Raw genomic sequence first — 24,370 nt, 5'->3', positions numbered from 1 at the left:
GGCGCAATATTTATGTTATTAAAAAACATCATATTTTACCGTTTATCGCGTTTTGCGGTTGTAAAATGCTGGTTAAGAATGTCGCGGATTAGTGCTATTCTCTGTGGCCTGGACAATTCGTGCTATGTCCGGAGATATTCTTCAGCTTAAACAGATAATTATATGATTTGTTTAATGAATTATTCTTCGAAGATGATATGAAAGACGTCGGCCGCGGCAGCGCGGCGGGTGTTAAATTGAGAGATATCTTCTTCCTCCTTCAAGAGGAAGTATTGAGAATCAGGCCTTTACGCCTGAAAGTTGCGGAGAAAAAGCATGGCGGGAGATGACCGCGAGCCTATCGGACGTAAAGGGAGACCTTCACGCCCGGCAAAACAAAAAGTCACCCGTCGCCGGGTCCGGGAAGAGGACTACGACGATGATTACGATGACGATTATGAGGATGAACGACCGATGCCGAAGAAAGGAAAGGGCAAAGGCAATAAGCCTCGTCGTAAGCGCAGCTGGCTGTGGCTGCTGGTTAAGCTGGGGATTGTCTTTGCGGTAATTATCGCCGCCTATGGCGTCTACCTCGACCAGAAAATTCGCAGCCGCATTGACGGTAAAGTCTGGGAACTGCCGGCGGCAGTGTATGGCCGGATGGTCAACCTTGAGCCGGATATGCAGATCAGCAAAAACGAGATGGTGCGCCTGCTTAATGCGACCCAGTACCGTCAGGTCAGCGCAATGACGCGTCCTGGCGAATACACCGTACAGGCTAATAGCATCGAGATGATCCGTCGTCCGTTCGATTTCCCGGATAGTAAAGAGGGGCAGGTGCGCGCGCGTCTGACCTTCGATGGCGATCATCTGGATACCATCGAGAATATGGATAACAACCGTCAGTTCGGTTTCTTCCGTCTCGATCCGCGCCTGATCACCATGCTGCAGTCGGCGAACGGCGAGCAGCGCCTGTTCGTTAAGCGTAGCGGTTTCCCGGATCTGCTGGTGGATACGCTGCTGGCGACCGAAGACCGCCACTTCTATGAGCATGACGGTATCAGCCTGTACTCAATGGGCCGTGCGGTGCTGGCGAACCTGACGGCGGGGCGTACGGTGCAGGGGGCAAGTACCCTGACCCAGCAGCTGGTGAAGAACCTGTTCCTGTCCAGCGAGCGTTCCTACTGGCGTAAGGCCAACGAAGCCTATATGGCGCTGATCGTTGACGCCCGTTACAGCAAGGATCGTATCCTTGAGCTGTACATGAACGAAGTGTATCTCGGCCAGAGCGGCGACAACGAAATCCGCGGCTTCCCGCTGGCGAGCCTGTACTACTTTGGCCGCCCGGTAGAAGAGCTGAGCCTCGATCAGCAGGCGCTGCTGGTCGGGATGGTCAAAGGGGCGTCAATCTATAACCCGTGGCGTAACCCGAAACTGGCGCTGGAGCGGCGTAACCTGGTGCTGCGTCTGCTGCAGCAGCAGAACATTATCGACCAGGAGCTGTACGATATGCTGAGCGCCCGTCCGCTGGGCGTGCAGCCGCGCGGCGGGGTGATTTCTCCGCAGCCGGCGTTCATGCAGATGGTGCGCCAGGAGCTGCAGGCGAAACTGGGCGATAAAGTAAAAGATCTCTCTGGCGTGAAGATCTTCACCACCTTTGACCCGGTGGCTCAGGATGCGGCGGAAAAAGCGGCCATCGAAGGTATCCCGGCACTTAAGAAACAGCGTAAGCTGCCGGATCTGGAAACCGCCATGGTGGTGGTCGATCGCTTCACCGGCGAAGTCCGGGCGATGGTCGGCGGCGCGGAGCCGCAGTTTGCCGGCTACAACCGCGCGATGCAGGCGCGTCGTTCGATTGGTTCGTTGGCAAAACCGGCCACTTATCTGACCGCGCTGAGCCAGCCGAACCAGTATCGGTTGAATACGTGGATTGCCGATGCGCCGGTGACGATTCGCTTGTCGAACGGCCAGACCTGGTCGCCGCAGAACGACGATCGTCGCTTTAGCGGTCAGGTGATGCTGGTGGATGCCCTGACCCGTTCGATGAACGTGCCGACGGTTAACCTCGGGATGTCGCTGGGTCTGCCGGCGATCACCGATACCTGGCAGAAGCTGGGCGTGCCGAAAGACCAGTTGAATGCGGTTCCAGCGATGATCCTTGGCGCCCTTAACCTGACGCCAATTGAAGTCGCGCAGGCATTCCAGACCATCGCCAGCGGCGGTAACCGCGCAACGCTGTCGGCGCTGCGTTCCGTTATTGCTGAAGATGGTACGGTGCTGTACCAGAGCTACCCGCAGGCGGAACGCGCCGTTCCGGCGCAGGCAGCCTATATGACCCTGTGGACCATGCAGCAGGTGGTGCAGCGCGGTACCGGCCGTCAGCTTGGCGCCAAATATCCTGGCCTGCATCTGGCGGGTAAAACCGGGACCACCAACAACAATGTGGATACCTGGTTTGCCGGTATCGATGGCAGCCAGGTGACGATTACCTGGGTTGGCCGCGATAACAACCAGCCGACCAAGCTGTACGGGGCCAGCGGCGCGATGTCGATTTATCAGCGCTACCTGGCTAACCAGACCCCGACGCCGCTGGCGCTGACGCCGCCGGAAGATGTCGTGGACATGGGCGTGGACAGCAACGGTTACTTCCAGTGTAGCGGCGGTATGCGTACGCTGCCGGTGTGGACTACCTCGCCGGATGCGCTGTGCCGCCAGGGCGAAGCCCTGCAGCAACAACAGCAACAGCAGCAGGAAGCCAATAACCCGTTCAATCAGTCCGGGCAGCAGCAGCCTGCTAACCAACCGCAGCAGCAACAGCAACAGCAGCAGCCTGCGAAGCAGGAAAAGAGCGATGGCGTAGCCGGCTGGATTAAAGATATGTTTGGCGGCAACTAAAACCGTTTAAGCTGAACGTCTGAACAGCCCCTTAATACGAAGGTATTAGGGGGCTTTTTTATTTAGGGTATCTGCGTAACACGGTGATAACTCCTTAATAACCGTCTGGTTATTTATTAATCCCTTGGCGCTTCCTGTTCGGCATAGCGCTTGCCTTGGATTCCGCGTTTCGCCTATTATGTCACCCGTCATAATAATAATTCTCGTTTACGTTATCATTCACTTTCATCAGAGATATACCAATGGCGCGTCTTAAAACTGCTCAGCCAAATCACTCGCTGCGTAAAATCGCAGTCGTAGTAGCCACGGCGGTTAGCGGCATGTCTGTTTATGCACAGGCTGCGGAACAACCGAAAGAAGAAACCCTCGTCGTTACCGCGGCGCCAGCCAGCCAGGAGAGCGCCTGGGGACCGGCACCGACTATCGCCGCGAAGCGTTCCGCCACGGCCACCAAAACCGATACTCCCATTGAAAAAACGCCGCAGTCTATCTCCGTGGTGACCCGCGAAGAGATGGACATGAAGCAGCCGACAACGGTCAAAGAAGCGCTCTCTTACACGCCGAGCGTTTTCTCCACTCGCGGTAGCTCGACCACCTATGATGTGGTCACCATTCGTGGATTCACCACCTCCAGCACGGTGAACACCAACCAGTATCTGGATGGCATGAAGCTGCAGGGTAACAACTACTCTGAAGTCTCGATGGACCCGTATTTCCTGGAACGCGTGGAAGTGATGCGCGGGCCAACCTCGGTGCTGTACGGCAACAGCAACCCGGGCGGTATCGTCAGCATGGTCAGCAAGCGTCCGACCACCGAGCCGCTGAAAGAAGTACAGTTTAAAATGGGCACCGATAACCTGTGGCAAACCGGTTTCGACTTCAGCGACGCCATTGATGATGACGGCGTGTGGTCATACCGTCTGACCGGTTTAGGCCGCAGCCAGGATGCGCAGCAGCAGATGGCGAAATCGACCCGTTACGCCGTCGCTCCGTCCTTCAGTTGGCGTCCGGATGATAAAACCGATTTCACCTTCCTGAGCAACTTCCAGAATGACCCGGATGCGGGTTACTACGGCTGGCTGCCGCGCGAAGGCACCGTGGTGCCGTATTACGATGCCAACGGTAAGGCCCACAAGCTGCCAACTGACTTCAACGAAGGCGAGTCCGATAACAAGATGTCGCGTCGCCAGCAGATGGTTGGCTATAGCTTCTCCCATCAGTTCGATGACACCTTTACCGTGCGTCAGAACCTGCGCTATGCCGATGTGCACACGCTGTATCGTTCGGTCTACGGCAATGGTTACCAGGAGCCGGGGAAAATCAATCGTGCCTACGTGCGTTCCGATGAGCACCTGAATACCTTTACCGTTGATACGCAACTGCAGTCTGATTTTGCTACCGGCGCGGTGAACCACACGCTGCTGACCGGCGTGGACTACTCGCGGATGCGTAACGACGTTGATGCGGACTACGGTACGGCCGATGCCATTAGCATGACCAATCCGCAGTATGGTAATCCGAACGTGAACGTCAACTTCCCGTACGCGGTCCTTAACCGTATGGAGCAGACGGGCCTGTACGCGCAGGATCAGATGGAGTGGGACAAATGGGTGATGACCTTAGGCGGTCGCTACGATTACGCCACCACGTCTACCTTCACCCGTTCCACCAGCAGCATGGCGGAAAATCACGACCAGCAGTTCAGCTGGCGCGGCGGGATCAACTATCTGTTCGATAACGGTATCTCCCCGTACTTCAGCTACAGCGAATCGTTCGAACCGGTATCGGGTTCCAATAGCACCGGCAAGCCGTTCGATCCGTCGCGCGGTAAGCAGTATGAAGCCGGCGTGAAATACGTGCCGAAAGATATGCCGGTGGTGGTGACCGCGGCGGTCTATCAGCTGACTAAAGATAAGAACCTGACGGCAGACCCGAACGATCCGACCGGACTGTTCAGCGTACAAACCGGCGAAATCCGCTCCCGCGGCTTTGAGCTGGAGGCGAAGGCGGCGGTCAATGCCAATATCAACCTGACCGCGGCATACAGCTATACCGATGCCGAATACACTCACGACACCGTCTTCGAAGGCAAGCGTCCGGCGGAAGTGCCGCGTAATATGGCCTCGCTGTGGGCGGATTACACCTTCCACGAAACCGCGCTTAGCGGGCTGACGATTGGCGCGGGCGCGCGTTATATCGGTTCGACGGTCAGCTACTACAAAAATGACACCAGCACCGGTAAGAAAAATGACTCCTTCAATGTGGCCGGTTATGCGCTGATGGATGCGACGGTGAAATACGATCTGGCGCGCTTTGGCCTGCCGGGGTCCTCGGTCGGCGTCAACGTCAACAACCTGTTTGACCGCGAATATGTCTCCAGCTGCTATAGCGAGTACGCATGCTACTGGGGGGCGGAACGTCAGGTTGTTGCTACCGCAACCTTCCGCTTCTAACTACTCAAGGGCGCGGTTCGCCGCGCCCAATATCAGGTTGTTGCTATGCAGGAACAGACTCCGCACTCTGAGACGACGTTTGCGTTAAATCGCGTGACCTTTCGCGTGCCTGGCCGCACGCTGCTTCATCCCCTTTCGTTGACCTTCCCGGCAGGAAAAGTCACTGGCCTGATTGGCCATAACGGTTCCGGCAAATCCACGTTACTCAAAATGCTTGGCCGCCATCAGCCGCCTTCCGAAGGCGATGTGCTGCTGGACGGCCAGCCGCTGGACAGCTGGAGCAGCAAGGCGTTTGCCCGCAAAGTGGCCTATCTGCCGCAACAACTGCCGGCGGCGGAAGGGATGACGGTGCGCGAACTGGTGGCGATTGGCCGCTATCCGTGGCACGGCGCGCTGGGGCGCTTCGGCGTGGCGGATCGCGAAAAAGTAGAAGAGGCCATTGCGCTGGTGGGGCTGAAACCGCTGGCGCATCGGCTGGTGGACAGCCTTTCCGGCGGCGAACGCCAGCGCGCGTGGATCGCCATGCTGGTGGCGCAGGATAGCCGCTGTCTGCTGCTCGATGAACCGACGTCGGCGCTGGATATCGCCCATCAGGTCGATGTGCTGGCGCTGGTGCATCGTCTCAGCCAGCAGCGTGGCCTGACGGTGATCGCGGTCCTGCACGATATTAATATGGCCGCCCGCTATTGCGATTATCTGGTGGCGCTGCGCGGCGGCGAAATGATCGCCCAGGGGACGCCGGCGGAACTGATGCGCAGCGAAACGCTGGAACAAATCTACGGCATCCCGATGGGGATCCTGCCGCACCCGGCGGGCGCAGCGCCGGTAAGTTTTGTCTATTGATGGAAAATTCGAACTTCTTCTCACGCCGACGCCTGTTGACGGCAATGGCGCTGTCGCCGCTGCTGTGGCAGATGCGCGGCGCGCAGGCGGCGAACGTTGACCCGCAGCGCGTCGTCGCGCTGGAGTGGCTACCGGCCGAGCTGCTGCTGGCGCTCGGCGTTACGCCCTACGGCGTAGCCGATATTCCCAACTACAACCTGTGGGTCAATGAGCCGGCGTTACCCGCTTCGGTGATTGATGTCGGCCTGCGCACTGAACCCAATCTTGAATTACTGACGCAGATGAAACCGTCGTTTATCGTCTGGTCGGCAGGCTATGGCCCGTCGCCGGAAAAGCTGGCGCGCATTGCGCCCGGTCGCGGCTTCACCTTCAGCGACGGCAAACGGCCGCTGGCGATGGCCCAGCGTTCGCTGCTGGAAATGGCCGACCTGCTGGGTAAGCAACAGCAGGCGAAGCGCCATCTGGCGGAGTTCGACGCGTTGATGGAAAGCCTGCGTCCGCGATTTGTCGAGCGTGGCGATCGCCCGCTGCTGATGATTTCGCTACTTGATGCCCGACATGTGCTGGTCTTCGGCGAGAACTGCCTGTTCCAGGAAGTGCTCGATCGTTTTGGCATCAAAAACGCCTGGCGCGGTGAAGCGGCATTCTGGGGCAGTATCACCGTAGGCATCGATCGGCTGGCGGAATTTAAAGAGGCCGATGTTATCTGTTTCGATCACGGCAACGAACGGGAGATGGCCCAGATGATGGCGACCCCGCTGTGGCAGGCGATGCCGTTCGTGCGCGCGGGGCGTTTCCAGCGCCTTCCGGCGGTGTGGTTCTATGGCGCGACGCTGTCGGCGATGCATTTCGCCCGCGTACTGGCCGATGCGCAGGGGAGGGCGGTATGAAGGCGCGTTTCTCGCCGTTAGCCATTATCCTGTTGGTCGTGTTGCTGGTTGCCGCTTTCGCGCTGAGCATCATCAACCTTCAGGTTGCTTTACCTTACGCGCAGTGGCGTCAGGCGCTGTGGCAGCCGGATAGCGATAATATCGCCCAGATGCTGTTCCATTACAGCTTGCTGCCGAGGCTGGCTGTATCGTTGCTGGTCGGTTCCGGACTGGGGCTCGTCGGCGTACTGTTCCAGCAGGTGCTGCGTAACCCGCTGGCGGAGCCGACCACGCTCGGCGTTGCCACCGGCGCGCAGCTCGGAATGACGGTGACGACGCTATGGGCGATCCCCGGCGTGCTGGCGTCGCAGTTTGCCGCGCTGGCAGGCGCTTGTCTGGTCGGCGCGTTGGTGTTCGGCGTTTCGTGGGGCAAACGTCTGTCGCCGGTGACGCTGATTCTGGCCGGCCTGGTGGTGAGTCTCTATTGCGGCGCGGTCAATCAGCTGATGGTGATTTTCCATCACGACCAGCTGCAAAGCATGTTCCTGTGGAGTACCGGGACGTTGACGCAGACCGACTGGAGCGTGGCGCAGCGCCTGTGGCCGCAGCTGCTTGGCGGCGCAATATTGACGCTGCTGTTGCTACGCCCGTTAACGTTGATGGGGCTGGATGATGGCGTGGCGCGAAATCTCGGGCTGGCGCTTTCTCTGGCGCGCCTTGGCGTCTTGACTCTGGCGATAGTAATAAGCGCGCTGCTGGTCAACGCGGTCGGCATTATCGGCTTTATCGGTCTGTTCGCGCCGCTGCTGGCGAAAATGCTCGGCGCCCGCCGCCTGCTATCGCGACTGGTACTGGCGGCGCTACTTGGCGCGCTGATCCTGTGGCTTTCCGACCAAATTATTCTCTGGCTCAGCCGGGTATGGCGGGAAGTGTCGACCGGGTCAGTCACCGCGCTGATTGGCGCGCCTTTATTACTGTGGCTACTGCCGCGGCTGCGTAGTATCAGCGCGCCGGTGATGAACGGCGGCGATAAGGCGTTGATTGAGCGCCGCAACGTGCAGTGGTTCGCGCTGGGCGGACTGGCGCTGATGTTGTTGGCGGTAACCGCCGCGCTGACCTTTGGCCGTGATGCGCAGGGGTGGCAATGGGCCAGCGGCGATCTGCTGGAGCAATTAATGCCATGGCGCTGGCCGCGGGTGCTCTCGGCGCTGTTTGCTGGGGTGATGCTGGCCGTCGCGGGTTGCATCATTCAACGCCTGACCGGTAATCCGATGGCCAGCCCGGAAGTGCTGGGTATCAGCTCTGGCGCGGCGTTCGGCGTGGTGTTGATGCTATTCTTCGTACCAGGCAACGCTTTTGTCTGGCTGCTGCCAGCCGGCAGTCTTGGCGCGGCGGCGACGCTGCTGGTCATCCTGCTCGCCGCCGGGCGCGGGGGGTTCTCGCCGCACCGGATGCTGCTGGCGGGGATGGCGCTGAGCACCGCTTTCACCATGCTATTGATGATGCTACAGGCCAGCGGCGATCCGCGAATGGCGCAGATCCTGACGTGGATGTCCGGTTCGACCTATAGCGCGACGCCGGAGATGGTGCTGCGTAGCGGGGTGGTAATGTTGGCGCTATTGGCGCTGGCGCCGCTCTGCCGCCGCTGGCTGACCATCCTGCCGCTCGGCGGCGAGGCGGCGCGGGCGGTGGGAATGGCATTAACGCCATCGCGTATTGGGTTGCTGCTGCTGGCGGCGAGCCTGACGGCAACGGCGACGCTAACCATTGGGCCGTTAAGTTTCGTTGGTTTAATGGCGCCGCATATTGCGAGGATGATGGGTTTTCGCCGGACGATGCCGCATATGGTCATTTCCGGACTAATTGGCGGGATGCTGCTGGTGTTCGCCGACTGGTGCGGGCGAATGATCATGTTCCCCTACCAAATCCCGGCGGGGCTGTTATCGACGTTTATCGGCGCGCCGTACTTTATCTATTTGCTGAGAAAGCAGAGCCGCTAACGATCCCGAATGGCCTCAACATCCCCGGTGGCGCTAGCGCTTACCGGGGCTACAAGGCTGCGCGATTTGCTAGCCCGGACAAGGCGCAATGCGCCGCCTCCGGGAAAATCCCCGGTGGCGCCAGCGCTTACCGGGGCTACAGCGCCGCGCGATTTGGTAGCCCGGACAAGGCGCAATGCGCAGCCTCCGGGAAAATCCCCGGTGGCGCTAGCGCTTACCGGGGCTACAGTGCTGCTCGATTTGGTAGCCCGGACAAGGCGCAGCGCGCCGCCTCCGGGAAAATCCCCGGTGGCGCTAGCGCTTACCGGGGCTACAGTGCTGCTCGATTTGCTAGCCCGGACAAGGCGCAGCGCGCCGCCTCCGGGAAAATCCCCGGTGGCGCTAGCGCTTACCGGGGCTACAGTGCTGCTCGATTTGGTAGCCCGGACAAGGCGCAGCGCGCCGCCTCCGGGAAAATCCCCGGTGGCGCCAGCGCTTACCGGGGCTACAAGGCTGTGCGATTTGGTAGCCCGGACAAGGCGCAATGCGCCGCCTCCGGGAAAATCCCCGGTGGCGCCAGCGCTTACCGGGGCTACAAGGCTGTGCGATTTGGTAGCCCCGGTAAGGCGCAATGCGCCGCCTCCGGGAAAATCCCCGGTGGCGCTAGCGCTTACCGGGGCTACAGTGCTGCTCGATTTGCTAGCCCGGACAAGGCGCAGCGCGCCGCCTCCGGGAAAATCCCTGCGCCACCAGGCATTCAAGTACCTTACAGTTTGGCAAACACCCGGCGCGCGGCGTCGATAGTGTTGTTGATATCCTCTTCGCTATGGGCGACGGACATAAAGCCGGCTTCAAACGCCGACGGGGCGAGGTAAACCCCTTCTTCCAGCATCAGGTGGAAGAAACGCTTGAAACGTTCAACATCGCACTTCACCACGTCCTGATAGCAGGTGACGGTTTCGGCATCGGTAAAGAAGATACCGAACATGCCGCCGACATTATTCACCACCAGCGGGATCCCGGTTTCGCGCGCCGCGTTCAGCAGGCCATCCGCCAGTTGATTGGTCAGCTCGGTCAGGGTTTCATGCACGCCCGGCTGCGCCACTTCGCTTAAGCAGGCGAAGCCTGCGGCCATGGCGATAGGGTTGCCTGACAGCGTACCGGCCTGGTACACCGGACCAGTCGGCGCCAGCGCGTCCATGACCTCGCGGCGACCACCGAAAGCGCCCACCGGCATACCGCCGCCGATGATTTTACCCAGACAGGTCAGATCCGGCTCCACGCCGTAATAGGACTGAGCGCCCGCCAGCGCGACGCGGAAGCCGGTCATCACTTCGTCAATAATCAGCAGCGCGCCAAACTCGTCGCACAGCGCGCGCAGGCCCGGCAGGAACTCCGGCTGTGGCGGAATGCAGTTCATATTGCCGGCCACCGGTTCGACGATGATACAGGCGATATCCTGCGGATACTGTTCAAACGCCGCGCGTACCGAGGCAAGATCGTTATAGGTGCAGGTCAGGGTATGCTTCGCGAAATCGGCCGGTACGCCCGGCGAGTTCGGCTGGCCGAGAGTCAGCGCGCCGGAACCGGCTTTCACCAGCAGGCAGTCGGCGTGACCGTGGTAGCATCCTTCGAACTTGATGATTTTGTCGCGGCCGGTGAAGCCGCGCGCCAGGCGAATGGCGCTCATGGTGGCTTCGGTGCCGGAGTTCACCATGCGCACCATATCCATGGTCGGTACCAGTTCAGTAACCAGTTCCGCCATTTTGACTTCCATTTCGGTTGGCGCGCCGAAGCTTAACCCGCGCTCTGCCGCTTCAATCACCGCGTTACGAATGGCCGGATGGTTGTGACCCAGCACCATTGGCCCCCAGGAACCGACATAATCGATATAAGCTTTACCATCGACATCGTACAGGTAGGCGCCATCCGCACGTTCAATAAACAGCGGGGTGCCGCCGACGCCCGTAAAGGCGCGGACCGGCGAGTTGACGCCGCCGGGGATAAGTTCGCGGGCGGCGTTATACAGATTTTCAGATTTGCTCATGGCCAGGATCCTGGTTCGTGAATAAAGTTATCGGGCTATTCTAAGTTATTCCATGAAGGTTATGAAAGTTTTGCCCAATTGAAACATTAAGCAGACGAAACAATTTTTTGACGACGCGCGGCGCGGAGGCGGCTAGAATGCCTCTCTTCTCATTTGTATTACCAATAAATGATAATGGCATGAAATCAGAAACTCCCTCTTTTGAAGCACATCAGTTTGTTCGCGTGCGCCGTAGCGATGCGGTCCGCCGTTTAATTCAACGCGATAAAACGCCGCTGGCGGTATTGTTGATGGCGGCGGTGGTCGGCACGCTGGCCGGGCTGGTGGGCGTGGCGTTTGAAAAGAGCGTGAACTGGGTGCAGAACCAGCGAATTGGCGCCCTGGTGCAGGTGGCGGACCACTGGTACCTCGTCTGGCCGCTGGCCTTCATCCTGTCGGCGCTGCTGGCGATGGTCGGCTATTTTCTGGTGCGCCGCTTTGCGCCGGAAGCCGGCGGTTCCGGGATCCCGGAAATCGAAGGCGCGTTGGAAGAGCTGCGTCCGGTACGCTGGTGGCGCGTGCTGCCGGTAAAATTCATCGGCGGCATGGGGACGCTGGGCGCCGGGATGGTGCTGGGGCGCGAAGGGCCGATGGTACAGCTTGGCGGTAATATCGGGCGCATGGTGGTGGATGTGTTTCGTCTGCGTAGCCCGGAAGCGCGGCATACGCTGTTGGCCACCGGTGCGGCATCGGGCCTCTCCGCTGCCTTCAACGCGCCGCTGGCGGGCATTCTGTTTATCATCGAAGAGATGCGCCCGCAGTTCCGCTACAACCTGATTTCAATTAAAGCTGTGTTTACCGGCGTGATCATGTCGAGCATCGTGTTCCGTATTTTTAACGGCGAAGGGGCGATTATCGAAGTCGGCAAGCTGAGCAATGCGCCGGTGAATACCCTGTGGTTGTACCTGGTGCTGGGCATGATTTTCGGCTGTTTCGGGCCATTGTTTAATACCCTGGTGCTGCGGACGCAGGATATGTTCCAGCGCCTCCACGGCGGCAATATCAAAAAATGGGTGTTGATTGGCGGGCTTATCGGCGGGCTTTGCGGCCTGCTGGGTCTGATGCAGCCGACCGCGGTGGGCGGCGGTTTTAACCTTATCCCGATCGCCGCTGCCGGCAACTTCTCGGTTGGGCTGCTGCTGTTCATTTTTATTGCCCGCGTCATCACCACGCTGCTGTGCTTCTCTTCCGGCGCGCCGGGGGGGATTTTCGCCCCGATGCTGGCGCTCGGCACGCTGCTGGGGACGGCATTCGGCATGGCTGCCATTCCGCTGTTTCCGTCCTATCATCTGGATGCCGGTACCTTCGCTATCGCCGGGATGGGGGCGCTGCTGGCGGCTTCGGTGCGCGCACCGCTCACCGGGATTGTGCTGGTGCTGGAGATGACCGATAACTATCAGCTCATTTTGCCAATGATTATTACCTGCCTTGGGGCAACACTATTGGCACAGTTCCTCGGCGGTAAACCTTTGTATTCGACCATTCTGCAGCGTACCCTGGCAAAGCAGAAGGCCGAAGAGGCGGCGAAAGCGCAGCAGGTACCCCGGGAGAATACTTGAACGATTTACCAGGGTATTAGATAATGGCTCAAAAGGTCCGGTTATTCTTTAATCGGCCGGAAGTATCAATGGGAGCAAAAAATGAGTGATGACGTAGCGTTGCCGCTGGAGTTCACCGAAGCCGCAGCGAACAAAGTAAAACATCTGATTGCGGATGAAGACAATCCGAACCTGAAACTGCGCGTGTACATCACCGGCGGCGGTTGCAGCGGTTTCCAGTATGGCTTCACATTTGACGATCAGGTTAACGAAGGCGATATGACCATCGAGAAACAGGGCGTCGGCCTGGTGGTTGACCCAATGAGCCTGCAGTATCTGGTTGGCGGCGCCGTCGATTATACCGAAGGCCTGGAAGGGTCACGTTTCATCGTGACTAACCCGAACGCGAAAAGCACCTGCGGCTGCGGCTCCTCGTTCAGCGTTTAACGCAAGCGACTCAAGCCCTCTTCCACAAAGAGAGCGGCAAACACGAAAAACGGTAACCTCAGGGTTACCGTTTTGCTTTTATGACCGTCCGTTATCATCCAACGCAAAGGTCGGCAGCTTCAGGTGCCAGCGAATCGCCGCCAGGCGTATCCCCAGCGTCACCACCATGCCTAACATCGCCGAGTTTTCCAGCGACAACTGAAAGGTGTAGTGCGCCGTCGCGTGCACGATACCGCCGACAATGCAGGCGGTGGCGTAGATTTCGGTGCGCAGAATCATCGGTACTTCTCGCGCCAGCACGTCGCGGATAATCCCGCCGCCGACGCCGGTGACCACGCCCATGCAAATAGCCACCAGCGGGCCGGTATGGGCAATAAAGGCTTTATTCACGCCGATGCCGACAAACACCGCCAGGCCGACGGCATCCAGTACCGGCAGTACCCATTTCGGCATGCGCCGCGGTTGGCGGACCAGCAGAATCGTTAACATACTGGTGACCATCGCCACGACCAGATCGGTAGGGTCCTTAACCCAGAACACCGGGCCGTTGGCCAGCGCCATATCGCGAATCGTCCCGCCACCCACGGCGGTCACTACGCCTAATACCAGCACGCCGAAAGGGTCCATGCGTAATTTCCCCGCCAGCAATACGCCGGAGATAGCAAATACGGCTGTGCCAATAATATCCAGCCAATAGACAAGCATCGTCAGTTCCCGCTAAAAGCCTGCTGCCAGGCGGTTATTTTACCTGCTCAAGCGCAGTACAGAGTTGTTTTGCGGCAAGGATAATACGTGGGCCCGCGCGTTCAAACCAGTCGCTATGTAAGGCGATGAGCGAAATTGTGAGCTGATTTTGCCAATAGCGGTCCACGGCGGGAATTTTATCCGGATCGCCGGTGATGACGATTGCCTGCGGATGCCGTGACAGCACCTGTTCGCGGCTAACCTGCGGCCAGGGAACGCGGCTGGCGGCAAAAATATTCTCTCCGCCGCACAGGCGCAATACTTGATTCTGGATCGAGGCGCTGTTGCTGGTGAACAGCGGGTTGGCGCCAAACTGCAGAAATACGCGTTTTTTCGGCGCGTTGGCATAGCGGGCTTTTAGCGCCTCGTAATCGTTTTGCATCTTCCGGGCAGCCTGCCGGGCTGTTTCCGGCTGCGGGCTCCACGGTGCAAGCATCTGCAAAGCATGGATGATTTGCTCAATCGAACCGGTTTCAACCCAGATAACCTTGATTCCCAGCGAGCTGAGCTGATTGACCTGGCGTTCGGCATTGCCGCCGCGCCACGCCAGTACCAGATCGGGTTTCAGGGCGACGATACGTTCAAGGTTCATTCCCTGCCAGCTGGCGACTTGTTCGATTTTAGCCGCGGCGGGAGGGTAATCGGAATAACTGCTGACGCCGACCGGCGTAATGCCGGCAGCAAAGGCCAATTCGGTGTTGGCCGGGGAGAGCGTCACCACCCGCGGCGCGGCGAAAAGCCACGCCGGGGCGAGCAACAGCAGGGCGGTTAACGCCTTCTGTAACGACTTAGCCACGCGCCAGGTTCTGCACCAGATTTTCCACCATCAGGGTGGACTGCTTAGCGGCGACGGCGAGGAACTCGTCGAAGCTGAGATGCGACTGCTGGTCAGCGACGTCAGAGATTGCGCGCACCACCACAAAAGGAATGCTGAAGTTATGGCAGACGTGGGCGATGGCGGTGGCTTCCATTTCTACGGCAACGGCCTGCGGGAAGTTGTGGCGGATTTTCGCCAGCCCTACCGAGCCGTTGATGAAAGCGTCGCCGCTGACGATCAGCCCGCGAACGGCGTTAAGATTCAGCGCCTTGATGCAGGTTTCCGCGGCGGCAATCAGCTTATCATCAGCTTTGAAACCGGCCGGGCAGCCCGGCAGTTGGCCGTATTCGTAGCCAAACGCGGTGACGTCGGCATCGTGGTAGCGCGCTTCGTCAGAGACCACGATGTCGCCGACTTTCAGCGTCGGCGCCAGTCCGCCGGCGGAACCGGTATTGATAATCACATCCGGCTTGCAGCGCTCCAGCAACAGGGTGGCGCCCATGGCGGCGGCCACTTTACCAATGCCGGATTTCAGCAGAGCAACCTCGGTACCGTGAAGTTGGCCGGTATAGATTTCGCTACCGCCGATAGAGATAGTCTGGCGGTTCTCGATTTTGTCGCGCAGAAGGGTAACTTCTTCTTCCATGGCGCCAATAATGCCAATTTTCATAGATTTACTCGCGATGTGTCAGGATTAGCTGCATAGTCTATCATGCGCTTAAGGGGAAGCGTATTGCTCGCGCGGGAGAGGCTATGGCAAATATTGATTTTCGCAACAAGATTCACTGGCGTCGGCGCTACCGTTCGCCGCAGGGGGTAGAGACGGAACGCGAGATCCTGCGGGTGTTTGAAAGCGATCGCGGGCGCATTATCAATTCACCGGCCATCCGCCGCCTGCAGCAAAAAACCCAGGTCTTTCCACTTGAGCGCAACGCGGCGGTCCGCACCCGGCTCACCCATTCGCTCGAAGTCCAGCAGGTCGGGCGCTACATCGCCAAAGAAGTGTTAAGCCGTCTGAAGGAGCAAAAGCTGCTGGAACGCTACGGACTGGATGAACTGAGCGGCCCGTTTGAAAGCGTCGTGGAGATGGCCTGCCTGATGCACGATATCGGCAATCCGCCATTTGGCCATTTTGGCGAAGCGGCAATTAACGATTGGTTCAGCAAACGGCTGGCGCCGAAAGATGCCGCCAGCCAGCCGTTAAGTCAGGATCGCTGCCAGGTTGACGCGCTGCGTCTGCACGATGGCGAAGGGTTGCTCAACGAACTGCGGCGTAAAGTGCGTCAGGATTTGTGCTGCTTTGAAGGCAATGCGCAGGGGATCCGTCTGGTGCACACGCTGATGCGTATGAACCTGACCTGGACCCAGGTCGGCTGCATTCTGAAATATACGCGACCGGCGTGGTGGCGGGGAGAGACGCCAGCCAGCCATAGCTATTTAATGAAAAAGCCTGGTTATTATTTAGCCGAAGAAGAGTATATCGCGCGGCTGCGTAAAGAATTGGATCTGGCGCCTTACAATCGCTTTCCATTAACGTGGATTATGGAAGCTGCCGATGATATCTCATATTGCGTTGCTGACCTCGAAGATGCGGTAGAAAAACGGATATTCAGCGCGGAACAATTGTATCAGCATCTGTATGACGCATGGGGCGCTCATGAAAAAGGATCGTTGTTCGCTCAAGTCGTAGAAAATGCCTGGGAGAAATCGCGCGCTAATTCACTCAGCCGCAGCACTGAAGATCAGTTCTTTATGTATTTACGGGTCAATACGCTGAATAAACTGGTGCCATATGCGGCGCATCGATTTATCGAAAACTTACCGGCCATTTTTAGCGGCGACTTTAATCACGCGCTGTTAGAGGATGATAGCGATTGTAGTCAGCTACTTGAACTTTATAAAAACGTCGCCATAAAACAGGTGTTTAGCCATCCTGATGTTGAACAGCTGGAATTACAGGGTTACCGCGTTATCAGCGGGCTGCTTGATATCTACGAGCCGCTACTGAAATTATCGCTGGAGGAGTTCAGCCAATTGGTGGAACAAGAGCGGGTACGCAGTTTACCTATTGCCTCGAGGTTGTTCCAGAAACTCTCGACCCGACATCGGTTGGCCTATGTGGAGGCGGTAAATAAGCTTTCGCGCGATACCGAAGAATATCCCGTGCTGGAGTATTATTACCGTTGTCGATTGATTCAGGACTATATCAGCGGAATGACAGATTTGTATGCGTGGGATGAATATCGTCGTCTGATGGCGGTGGAATAAGTCTGAGTTTTGTAAAGACGGACAATAAATTTTTACTTTTACCGAAACTTAACTCTGGAACTTCGCGCTATAAAATGACTCTGAGAGTGCGTACACAGCAACTTTTTCGTTATCCGAAATTTGAAATTGAGATTGAAACCTATGAAAAAAACCACGTTAGCAATGAGTGCTCTGGCTCTGAGTTTAGGTCTGGCGTTGTCCCCGCTCTCTGCGAGCGCGGCTGAAACGGCTTCCTCGGCGACCACTGCGCAGCAGATGCCGAGCCTGGCGCCGATGCTGGAAAAAGTGATGCCGTCGGTGGTGAGCATCAATGTTGAAGGCAGCACGACTGTTAACACGCCGCGGATGCCGCGTAACTTCCAGCAGTTCTTCGGTGACAACTCGCCGTTCTGCCAGGACGGTTCGCCATTCCAGAGCTCCCCATTCTGTCAGGGCGGCGGCCAGGGCGCGCCTGGCGATAATGCGCAGCAGCAGAAATTTATGGCGCTCGGTTCCGGGGTCATCATTGATGCGGCTAAAGGCTACGTAGTGACCAACAACCACGTGGTCGATAATGCCACCACGATTAAAGTTCAACTGAGCGATGGTCGTAAGTTTGACGCGAAAGTCGTAGGTAAAGATCCGCGCTCCGATATCGCGCTGATTCAAATCCAGGATCCGAAAAACCTGACGGCGATTAAGCTTGCCGACTCTGACGCGCTGCGCGTCGGCGACTACACCGTGGCGATCGGTAACCCGTTCGGCCTCGGCGAAACCGTGACTTCCGGTATCGTCTCCGCATTGGGCCGCAGCGGCCTGAACGTGGAAAACTATGAAAACTTTATCCAGACCGATGCGGCTATTAACCGCGGTAACTCCGGCGGCGCGCTGGTGAATCTCAACGGTGAGTTGATCGGTATCAACACCGCGATCCTTGCTCCGGACGGCGGTAACATCGGTATCGGTTTTGCTATTCCGAGCAACATGGTGAAAAACCTGACCGAGCAGATGGTCAAGTTCGGCCAGGTGAAACGCGGCGAACTGGGGATCATGGGTACCGAGCTGAACTCCGAGCTGGCGAAGGCGATGAAAGTCGATGCCCAGCGCGGCGCGTTCGTAAGCCAGGTGATGCCGGGCTCGGCGGCGGCGAAAGCGGGTATTAAAGCCGGCGACGTGATTACTACCCTGAACGGTAAGGCAATCAGTAGCTTTGCGGCGCTGCGTGCGCAGGTTGGTACGATGCCTATCGGCAGCAAAGTCGAGCTGGGACTGCTGCGCGACGGCAAGCCGGTTAACGTTACCGTTGAACTGCAGCAGAGCAACCAGAACCAGGTTGACTCCAGCAGCATCTTTAACGGCATTGAAGGCGCGGAAATGAGCAATAAAGGCCAGGATAAAGGCGTCGTGGTGAGCAACGTGAAAGCGGGCACCCCGGCGGCGCAAATTGGTCTGAAGAAAGGCGACATTATTGTCGGCGCTAACCAGCAGCCGGTGAAAAACATCGCCGACCTGCGCAAAATCTTCGACGCGAAACCGTCCGTACTGGCGCTGAATATTCAGCGTGGTGATACTTCTATCTATCTGCTGATGCAGTAACTGATACTAGCGTGAATGCCCCTTTCCCGGTAAGGGAAGGGGGCTTTTTTATTCTGCCCGCCGGTTCTGTGATTCCCGCCACAACTCCATACTTCTTTGTCATGCTTTGTGCATATGCACAGTGCGTCCTCTTCGTCACTCTTTTATGCTGATGCCCTGCTCAGGGGAGGGGTTTATGGCTGGCTGGCATCTTGATACCAAAATGGCGCAGGATATCGTGGCGCGTACGATGCGCATCATTGATACCAATATTAACGTAATGGATGCCCGCGGGCGCATTATCGGCAGCGGCGATCGCGAGCGTATTGGTGAATTGCACGAAGGCGCGCTGCTGGTGCTGTCGCAGGGACGGGTGGTTGATATCGATGATGCGGTTGCTCGCCATCTGCACGGCGTGCGCCAGGGGATCAACCTGCCGCTGCGTCTCGAAGGGGAAATCGTCGGCGTAATCGGGTTAACCGGCGAGCCCGAATCGCTGCGCAAGTACGGTGAGCTGGTGTGTATGACCGCTGAGATGATGCTCGAGCAGTCGCGGCTGATGCATTTGCTGGCCCAGGATAGCCGCCTGCGTGAAGAACTGGTTATGAACCTGATTCAGGCGGAAGAGAATACCCCGGCGCTGAACGAATGGGCGCAGCGACTGGGTATCGATCTCAATCAACCGCGGGTGGTGGCGATGATTGAGGTCGATAGCGGTCAGCTCGGCGTCGATAGCGCGATGGCGGAGCTGCAGCAGCTGCAGACGGCGCTGACCACGCCGGATCGCAACAACCTGGTGGCGATTGTCTCGTTGACCGAAATGGTGGTGCTGAAACCGGCGTTAAACGCCTTTGGTCGCTGGGATGCCGATGACCACTGCAGACGCGTTGAGCAACTGATTGCCCGTATGAAAGAGAATGGCCAACTGCAGTTCCGCGTTGCGTTAGGCAATTTCTTCACCGGCCCCGGCAGTATTGCGCGTTCTTACCGGACCGCGCGTACGACAATGATGGTTGGTAAGCAGCGGATGCCGGAGAGCCGCTGCTATTTTTATCAGGATCTGATGCTGCCTGTGCTGCTGGATAGTCTACGGGGCGGCTGGCAGGCTAACGAGCTGGCGCGCCCGCTGACGCGGCTAAAGGCGATGGATAACAATGGTCTGCTACGGCGTACTCTGCAGGCGTGGTTTCGCCATAACGTGCAGCCGCTGGCGACCTCAAAGGCGTTGTTTATTCATCGTAATACGCTGGAGTATCGGCTCAATCGGATTTCGGAACTGACCGGGTTAGACCTCGGTAGTTTTGACGACCGCTTGTTGCTGTACATTGCGCTGCAGCTGGATGAGCAACGCTAAAACTCCCGCCGCAGGCGGCGGGAGAGGAAATGGCGGGCTACAGGCGCTGTAGTCCGCGAGCGGTCACTTGCCAGGTAACAGTATTGGGCTGGTGCCAGCTATTGCCATTGAGCGGATTAATAATGACGGAGCGATTCCCCGCTTCGGCATGGAAGACTTCAATGGTATAGCCCTCATCCAGGATAGCGGTATCAATATAGTCGCCAAGCTGCGACGATCCTTTAATCGACTGGCGATACACCACCGAACCACGCGTATTGTAGACATTGACCGTGGCGTAAGTGGTCGTGAAGTGCTTGTTCGGCACCACTGGACTCGCGGTAAAGGTCAACGCGCCGCTGCCAATATCCATCTCCATCGCGGCAAAGCAAACATCACCATCGCCAAGCAGTTGCCAGCTGAAGCTATCGCCATACAGTGCGGTGGCCTCTTGAGTGTCCTCTTCTGTATCAGCGGCTTCCTCATCCGGTTCATCAGGCGCGAGCGCAAAGGCTTCGAGGCCCGTTTTCACCACGCGCCAGCGGTTGTGCTGCTTAAGGGGAACGGCGTTTTGGCTCGTGCCATTCGTGGCGCTGGAGCGGAATGGTTCATCATGGAAAATATCGATGATCATTCCCTCTGCGAGGGCGATAGTTTCACTGTTTGCCAGATTGCTGGTGGCGCCGGCGTAGCTGCGTTGATAAACAACCGTATCGTCCGCGCCGGTAACCATAATGCTGGCGTAGGTATGGGAGGTGTAATACGAGTGCGGCGTGCCGGCGCGCGTGGCGACCGTCATCGCACGTTGTTGATTATCAATAACGATCTGGCAAAACTCGTTATTGTCCTGACCGCGGAGATTGAGGGTTACGCTCTTGCCCGTCAACTCCCCCGGATCGCTATTATCCTGAGGCAGGACATCGGCATAGGTTTTCCGCAAGCTGCTGCGTTGGGGTTCTTCAATATGGGGGAGCATCAGCCAGAGGTCGTTTTTACAGACGCACTCTTCCTGCGCGAGCAGCGAGGGCTGAGTACGGATCGCCTGAGCGTTATGCTCGAAAATAGCCTGTAAATCAGCCGCCGGATTATTATTGAGGATAAAGTTATACACGCCATTATCATCAATGCGTATCAGTTGGTATTTCTCGCGTGCGACTAACGTTAAATATCCGAGAGAGGCTTTCAGCCGGCCAGGCTCCACGTGAGTGATGTATAGGTGATAGTGGGGGCTGAATGGAATGACCACTTTTCCGGTAGCGCAATTGGTGCCGGTCATTTTGCGTTCAAATACTTTTTCCCCACTGGCGGAAAGTACGTTTACTGCGGCATACAACGCGCCTGGGTAGTAGGTGTGCGGCGTGGCGCTGGTGACATTAAGAATAAGCTGCTGATTTTCGTAGTCGATATCAAGGCGCGCGAAAGGCGCATCATTCAGCCCTAAAAAGGTGATCGTCACGTTACGTTCGCTGGTATCGTTTTGCTGAGCGTAGTTAACGGCAACCGCATTGGCGCCTTCTTTTACGGTGATATAGTTGATATCCGGGCGATATTTTTGCGAACGACCTTTAGGCAGTACGAGCTGGTATACACCCATTGGCATGTTATTCAGGACAAAAGTGTCACCATCAACAATCAGTGAATAATGCGTACCGCAATTATCCTGAATAGTCAGCGTTTGTCCGTAAATTTGTTGCAGCTGATCGATATTCAACGTCAGGGTCAGGTTACCCGTTTTGTTCAATTTCGCCAGTTCGCTGTTATCCACCAGCCAGAAGAAGGAATCCAGCCCTAACTGCTGGCGCGCGCTATCCCATTCGCTTTGTGGCAGAAAGCGATACAGTGGATAGAGCGGTTTTGTCGTCAGCGAGACGATATTTTCCCGGGTGGCATGTTTCAGCGTTAAGCCGCAGAGCTCGATAAACGGCGTGACATCATATCCAGCGGTAGCGGCAATAGCGGTTGCCAGCATATCGGCAAGCTGATGATCGGTCGGCTGGAAGCCCTCGCTATTGGCGAGTTGGCGATAATTCTGGTTAAAGACGCGGAAGGATGCGACACCAGCTTTCAATAACATCAGCATCAGGAATTGCAGGCGCGAACGCAGGCTCCAACTGGTGACCGGCGTCTTATCGGTAATATAGTTAACCAACTGTGCTTCCTGCGCGGCCAGCTTGCCATAGTTGTATAACCAGCCATCGGTATACAGATGATTATCCTGGCTTAGCGTGAGCTGCTGATAGAAAGAGGCGTAGATATTGTTCCACACTTCGCTGACGGACAGCGTGGAGTCCTGCATAAATTTACCCTGATAACCGTGGCCAATTTCATGCAGGATAACCCACTGCGTGGCAACGTTATCCAGCCAGCCTTCGCCAACCGTGGCGGCAGTTTGCGCGCACCAGGTGCTATTGTAATAAGCTGATCCGACGCCATGTTTATCCGGCCGTAGAAAATAACGGTTTGCAACATTCTGATTCCATTGCGAATCTGAATTATCGCTTAATCCGGCCCAATCGTTATAGCAGGTGAAAAGGTGGTTATAAAAACGGTGTAATGACGCTAATCCCGCTTTCATCGCATTGTCGCGGTCGGCATAAGGCAGCAGCAGGTTGATAACATCCAGATCCACCAGTGCGAACGACGATTTATTATTCTCCCAGTCGAGGAAAAACGTTTCTTCAGACTGTCCTGATTTCCAGCAGGGGAGCGGTTTCGTCGCCGCAGGTTGTTGGTAAATCACGGAGAACTCGCAGGGGCTGTCGGTAAACAACGTATCGACAAACGGCACAGAATCGACGGTGGTGCTAATCGTTGCCCAGGAGGTGGTCAGAGCGCTGGTTTTCTCCAGAGCGCTATCATCACACATCAGGCGCAGGGTCGAGATGCCGTTACTGAGGTCCGTTTGCCGAATTTTCAGCACCGTGTTGGCGGGCAGAATAAAGCCAAGCGCCTGACGATCGTGTTTTCGTCCTTTTTCAAAGCCTGCGTTATCCAGCCAGGTTGCGGATTGCAGGGTATAACATTTTTGTTCAATTTCCTGTGTCATAGAGCTATCTCCTTTTTCGCGGAAACTGAACATAAACGAAATAAAATAGTAAGTAATTCATATGGATAGGGTTGTGATGTGAAATGATATCAGTGAGGGATAACTGAGGTTTGCTGATGGCGAAGATGATCTATGGCTGAGGAAATAGAGGTTGGGGCAGGGGAAGAGGGCCAGTAGCTGGCCCGTAGCAGTCTGGGTTATTTACGCGTCAGTTTTTCCAGATCGGCTTCAATTTCGCTGATCTTATTGGTGACGACGCTTTCCAGATGGCGTAAATCGTCAAGGATCTTACGCTTGAGGTCGATTTCGGTACGGTCGCGCTGGCAGAGCTGGTCCAGCTCGTCGATCACATAGCGCAGGTTTGGGCTTATCTCCTGCACTTCTTTGTAACCCTGACCGACGCCGTCGGCGACCACGGTTTTACGCTGGCGTGGGTATTTAAACTTCACGCTTTTGGCGAAGAACTCGCCCTTATCTTTCTGGAAATAGATCTTCAGGATGTCGTTGTTAGCTTCCTGGCGCAGGCTATAGCGATCGATTTCATCAGGATTGGTAATGCCAAGACTCTTCAGATTATCGTACATAACGGTACCTTTGATATCATCATAACCATTGAATAATTAACGAAAAAATCCATCTTCGCCAGCGTCAGATATAAAAAAAGCGGGATATCTCCCGCTTTTTGTTCTGCTTAGTCGATGGTACGCAGCAGTTCGTTGATGCCGACCTTACCGCGGGTCTTCGCATCAACCTTTTTCACGATCACCGCACAGTACAGGCTGTATTTGCCATCTTTCGACGGCAGGTTGCCGGAAACGACAACCGAGCCCGCCGGCACGCGGCCGTAATGGACTTCGCCGGTTTCGCGATCGTAGATTTTGGTGCTCTGGCCGATGTACACGCCCATGGAGATCACCGCGCCTTCTTCAACGATAACGCCTTCAACGATTTCAGAGCGCGCGCCGATGAAGCAGTTATCTTCGATGATGGTCGGGTTAGCCTGCAGCGGTTCGAGAACGCCGCCGATGCCGACGCCGCCGGACAGGTGAACGTTTTTACCGATCTGCGCGCAAGAACCGACGGTGGCCCAGGTATCAACCATGGTGCCTTCATCAACGTAAGCGCCGATGTTGACGTAGGACGGCATCAGCACGGTATTGCGCGCGATGAACGCGCCCTGGCGAACGGCCGCCGGCGGCACTACGCGGAAGCCTTCTTTCTGGAAGCGCGCTTCGTCGTAGTCGGCGAATTTCATCGGAACTTTATCGAAGTAGCGGCTTTCCGCACCATCGATAACCTGGTTATCGTTAATACGGAAAGAGAGCAGTACCGCTTTCTTCAGCCATTGATGCGTCACCCATTGACCATCGATCTTCTCAGCGACGCGCAGCGCGCCGGAATCCAGCAGGGCAATAACCTGGTTCACCGCTTCGCGGGTGACGGTATCCACATTTGCCGGCGTGATGTCGGCGCGACGCTCAAAGGCGGACTCAATAACGTTCTGTAACTGCTGCATTGT

The 24,370-nt window shown here is 57.0% G+C and carries 17 protein-coding genes; 10 read left to right on the top strand and 7 right to left on the bottom strand.

The genetic code is table 11. The features are described 5' to 3' along the window. Positions 1 to 315 precede the first annotated feature (315 nt). The 5 genes from mrcB (at position 316) to fhuB (ending at position 9,039) form a co-directional block, all read left to right on the top strand. Positions 316 to 2,874 (top strand): bifunctional glycosyl transferase/transpeptidase, encoded by a 2,559-nt coding sequence (mrcB, locus tag ABLV66_RS20750; protein ID WP_047078121.1) that lies wholly within the window; start codon positions 316 to 318, stop codon positions 2,872 to 2,874. A 242-nt stretch (positions 2,875 to 3,116) separates the two neighbouring features. Then, on the top strand, positions 3,117 to 5,327 hold the full coding sequence (fhuA, locus tag ABLV66_RS20745; protein WP_045390109.1) for a ferrichrome porin FhuA: 2,211 nt from the start codon (positions 3,117 to 3,119) through the stop codon (positions 5,325 to 5,327). A gap of 45 nt (positions 5,328 to 5,372) precedes the next feature. Beyond that, complete coding sequence (gene fhuC / locus ABLV66_RS20740) at positions 5,373 to 6,170, top strand: Fe3+-hydroxamate ABC transporter ATP-binding protein FhuC (protein WP_045390112.1); 798 nt, start codon at positions 5,373 to 5,375, stop codon at positions 6,168 to 6,170. Next, positions 6,170 to 7,060 carry a Fe(3+)-hydroxamate ABC transporter substrate-binding protein FhuD gene (fhuD, locus tag ABLV66_RS20735; protein WP_348877019.1) on the top strand — a complete coding sequence of 297 codons (891 nt, stop codon included), beginning with the start codon at positions 6,170 to 6,172 and terminating at the stop codon, positions 7,058 to 7,060. The genes fhuC and fhuD overlap by 1 nt, the downstream gene beginning before the upstream one ends. Continuing rightward, positions 7,057 to 9,039 carry a Fe(3+)-hydroxamate ABC transporter permease FhuB gene (fhuB, locus tag ABLV66_RS20730; RefSeq protein WP_348877018.1) on the top strand — a complete coding sequence of 661 codons (1,983 nt, stop codon included), beginning with the start codon at positions 7,057 to 7,059 and terminating at the stop codon, positions 9,037 to 9,039. Before fhuD ends, fhuB begins: the two co-directional genes overlap by 4 nt. A 745-nt stretch (positions 9,040 to 9,784) precedes the next feature. Here fhuB and hemL read toward each other — a convergent pair. Continuing rightward, the gene (hemL, locus tag ABLV66_RS20725) at positions 9,785 to 11,065 is read right to left on the bottom strand and encodes a glutamate-1-semialdehyde 2,1-aminomutase (protein ID WP_045376565.1); all 1,281 of its coding nucleotides are present in this window, start codon (positions 11,063 to 11,065) and stop codon (positions 9,785 to 9,787) included. A gap of 179 nt (positions 11,066 to 11,244) precedes the next feature. Here hemL and clcA point away from each other — a divergent pair, with 179 nt between their 5' ends. Continuing rightward, positions 11,245 to 12,663, top strand: a complete 1,419-nt coding sequence (gene clcA, locus ABLV66_RS20720) for a H(+)/Cl(-) exchange transporter ClcA (protein WP_072251481.1) — start codon at positions 11,245 to 11,247, stop codon at positions 12,661 to 12,663. 81 nt (positions 12,664 to 12,744) lie between these two features. Then, positions 12,745 to 13,089, top strand: a complete 345-nt coding sequence (gene erpA, locus ABLV66_RS20715) for an iron-sulfur cluster insertion protein ErpA (protein ID WP_008807363.1) — start codon at positions 12,745 to 12,747, stop codon at positions 13,087 to 13,089. Between the two features lie 78 nt (positions 13,090 to 13,167). Here erpA and ABLV66_RS20710 read toward each other — a convergent pair whose 3' ends face one another. The 3 genes from ABLV66_RS20710 to mtnN are packed head-to-tail and all read right to left on the bottom strand — an operon-like array spanning position 13,168 to position 15,320. Beyond that, positions 13,168 to 13,794, bottom strand: a complete 627-nt coding sequence (locus tag ABLV66_RS20710; protein ID WP_032709911.1) for a TRIC cation channel family protein — start codon at positions 13,792 to 13,794, stop codon at positions 13,168 to 13,170. Positions 13,795 to 13,828: 34 nt separating this feature from the next. After that, positions 13,829 to 14,629: a vitamin B12 ABC transporter substrate-binding protein BtuF gene (gene btuF / locus ABLV66_RS20705; protein ID WP_348877008.1), complete on the bottom strand. Its 801-nt coding sequence runs from the start codon at positions 14,627 to 14,629 to the stop codon at positions 13,829 to 13,831. Next, positions 14,622 to 15,320: a 5'-methylthioadenosine/S-adenosylhomocysteine nucleosidase gene (gene mtnN, locus ABLV66_RS20700; protein WP_015704439.1), complete on the bottom strand. Its 699-nt coding sequence runs from the start codon at positions 15,318 to 15,320 to the stop codon at positions 14,622 to 14,624. Before mtnN ends, btuF begins: the two co-directional genes overlap by 8 nt. Before the next feature lie 83 nt (positions 15,321 to 15,403). On the opposite strand from mtnN, the gene dgt reads away from it, so the two are divergent. From dgt to ABLV66_RS20685, 3 genes are all read left to right on the top strand, one after another. After that, positions 15,404 to 16,918 (top strand): dGTPase, encoded by a 1,515-nt coding sequence (gene dgt / locus ABLV66_RS20695; RefSeq protein WP_045390125.1) that lies wholly within the window; start codon positions 15,404 to 15,406, stop codon positions 16,916 to 16,918. A 141-nt stretch (positions 16,919 to 17,059) separates the two neighbouring features. Beyond that, positions 17,060 to 18,493 carry a serine endoprotease DegP gene (degP, locus tag ABLV66_RS20690; protein ID WP_045390127.1) on the top strand — a complete coding sequence of 478 codons (1,434 nt, stop codon included), beginning with the start codon at positions 17,060 to 17,062 and terminating at the stop codon, positions 18,491 to 18,493. Positions 18,494 to 18,668: 175 nt separating this feature from the next. Further along, complete coding sequence (locus ABLV66_RS20685; RefSeq protein WP_045390129.1) at positions 18,669 to 19,826, top strand: CdaR family transcriptional regulator; 1,158 nt, start codon at positions 18,669 to 18,671, stop codon at positions 19,824 to 19,826. Between the two features lie 37 nt (positions 19,827 to 19,863). On the opposite strand, the gene ABLV66_RS20680 is transcribed toward ABLV66_RS20685, so the two are convergent. The 3 genes from ABLV66_RS20680 to dapD form a co-directional block, all read right to left on the bottom strand. Further along, entirely contained in the window at positions 19,864 to 22,851 is a 2,988-nt protein-coding gene (locus ABLV66_RS20680; protein ID WP_348877007.1) for a putative mucin/carbohydrate-binding domain-containing protein, read from the bottom strand. A gap of 197 nt (positions 22,852 to 23,048) precedes the next feature. Continuing rightward, positions 23,049 to 23,435 carry a DUF3461 family protein gene (locus ABLV66_RS20675; RefSeq protein ID WP_015368173.1) on the bottom strand — a complete coding sequence of 129 codons (387 nt, stop codon included), beginning with the start codon at positions 23,433 to 23,435 and terminating at the stop codon, positions 23,049 to 23,051. A 107-nt stretch (positions 23,436 to 23,542) separates the two neighbouring features. Next, a complete protein-coding gene (dapD, locus tag ABLV66_RS20670; RefSeq protein ID WP_015368172.1) occupies positions 23,543 to 24,367 on the bottom strand; it encodes a 2,3,4,5-tetrahydropyridine-2,6-dicarboxylate N-succinyltransferase in 825 nt (274 codons plus the stop codon). Between the last annotated feature and the right edge of the window lie 3 nt (positions 24,368 to 24,370).

It is taken from the genome of Klebsiella sp. CN_Kp073, from assembly GCF_040065495.2.
GTDB lineage: Bacteria > Pseudomonadota > Gammaproteobacteria > Enterobacterales > Enterobacteriaceae > Klebsiella > Klebsiella aerogenes.
This window is presented reverse-complemented; position numbering and strand designations above follow the sequence as displayed.

Bases quoted from the DNA above. Each gene is read 5' to 3' on its own strand.
- fhuC (WP_045390112.1), top strand. From the start codon at position 5,373: ATGCAGGAACAGACTCCGCACTCTGAGACGACGTTTGCGTTAAATCGC.
- fhuB (WP_348877018.1), top strand. From the start codon at position 7,057: ATGAAGGCGCGTTTCTCGCCGTTAGCCATTATCCTGTTGGTCGTGTTG.
- fhuD (WP_348877019.1), top strand. From the start codon at position 6,170: ATGGAAAATTCGAACTTCTTCTCACGCCGACGCCTGTTGACGGCAATG.
- ABLV66_RS20685 (WP_045390129.1), top strand. From the start codon at position 18,669: ATGGCTGGCTGGCATCTTGATACCAAAATGGCGCAGGATATCGTGGCG.
- mtnN (WP_015704439.1), bottom strand. From the start codon at position 15,320: ATGAAAATTGGCATTATTGGCGCCATGGAAGAAGAAGTTACCCTTCTG.
- clcA (WP_072251481.1), top strand. From the start codon at position 11,245: ATGAAATCAGAAACTCCCTCTTTTGAAGCACATCAGTTTGTTCGCGTG.
- hemL (WP_045376565.1), bottom strand. From the start codon at position 11,065: ATGAGCAAATCTGAAAATCTGTATAACGCCGCCCGCGAACTTATCCCC.
- dgt (WP_045390125.1), top strand. From the start codon at position 15,404: ATGGCAAATATTGATTTTCGCAACAAGATTCACTGGCGTCGGCGCTAC.
- mrcB (WP_047078121.1), top strand. From the start codon at position 316: ATGGCGGGAGATGACCGCGAGCCTATCGGACGTAAAGGGAGACCTTCA.
- degP (WP_045390127.1), top strand. From the start codon at position 17,060: ATGAAAAAAACCACGTTAGCAATGAGTGCTCTGGCTCTGAGTTTAGGT.
- ABLV66_RS20710 (WP_032709911.1), bottom strand. From the start codon at position 13,794: ATGCTTGTCTATTGGCTGGATATTATTGGCACAGCCGTATTTGCTATC.
- ABLV66_RS20675 (WP_015368173.1), bottom strand. From the start codon at position 23,435: ATGTACGATAATCTGAAGAGTCTTGGCATTACCAATCCTGATGAAATC.
- ABLV66_RS20680 (WP_348877007.1), bottom strand. From the start codon at position 22,851: ATGACACAGGAAATTGAACAAAAATGTTATACCCTGCAATCCGCAACC.
- dapD (WP_015368172.1), bottom strand. From the start codon at position 24,367: ATGCAGCAGTTACAGAACGTTATTGAGTCCGCCTTTGAGCGTCGCGCC.
- erpA (WP_008807363.1), top strand. From the start codon at position 12,745: ATGAGTGATGACGTAGCGTTGCCGCTGGAGTTCACCGAAGCCGCAGCG.
- fhuA (WP_045390109.1), top strand. From the start codon at position 3,117: ATGGCGCGTCTTAAAACTGCTCAGCCAAATCACTCGCTGCGTAAAATC.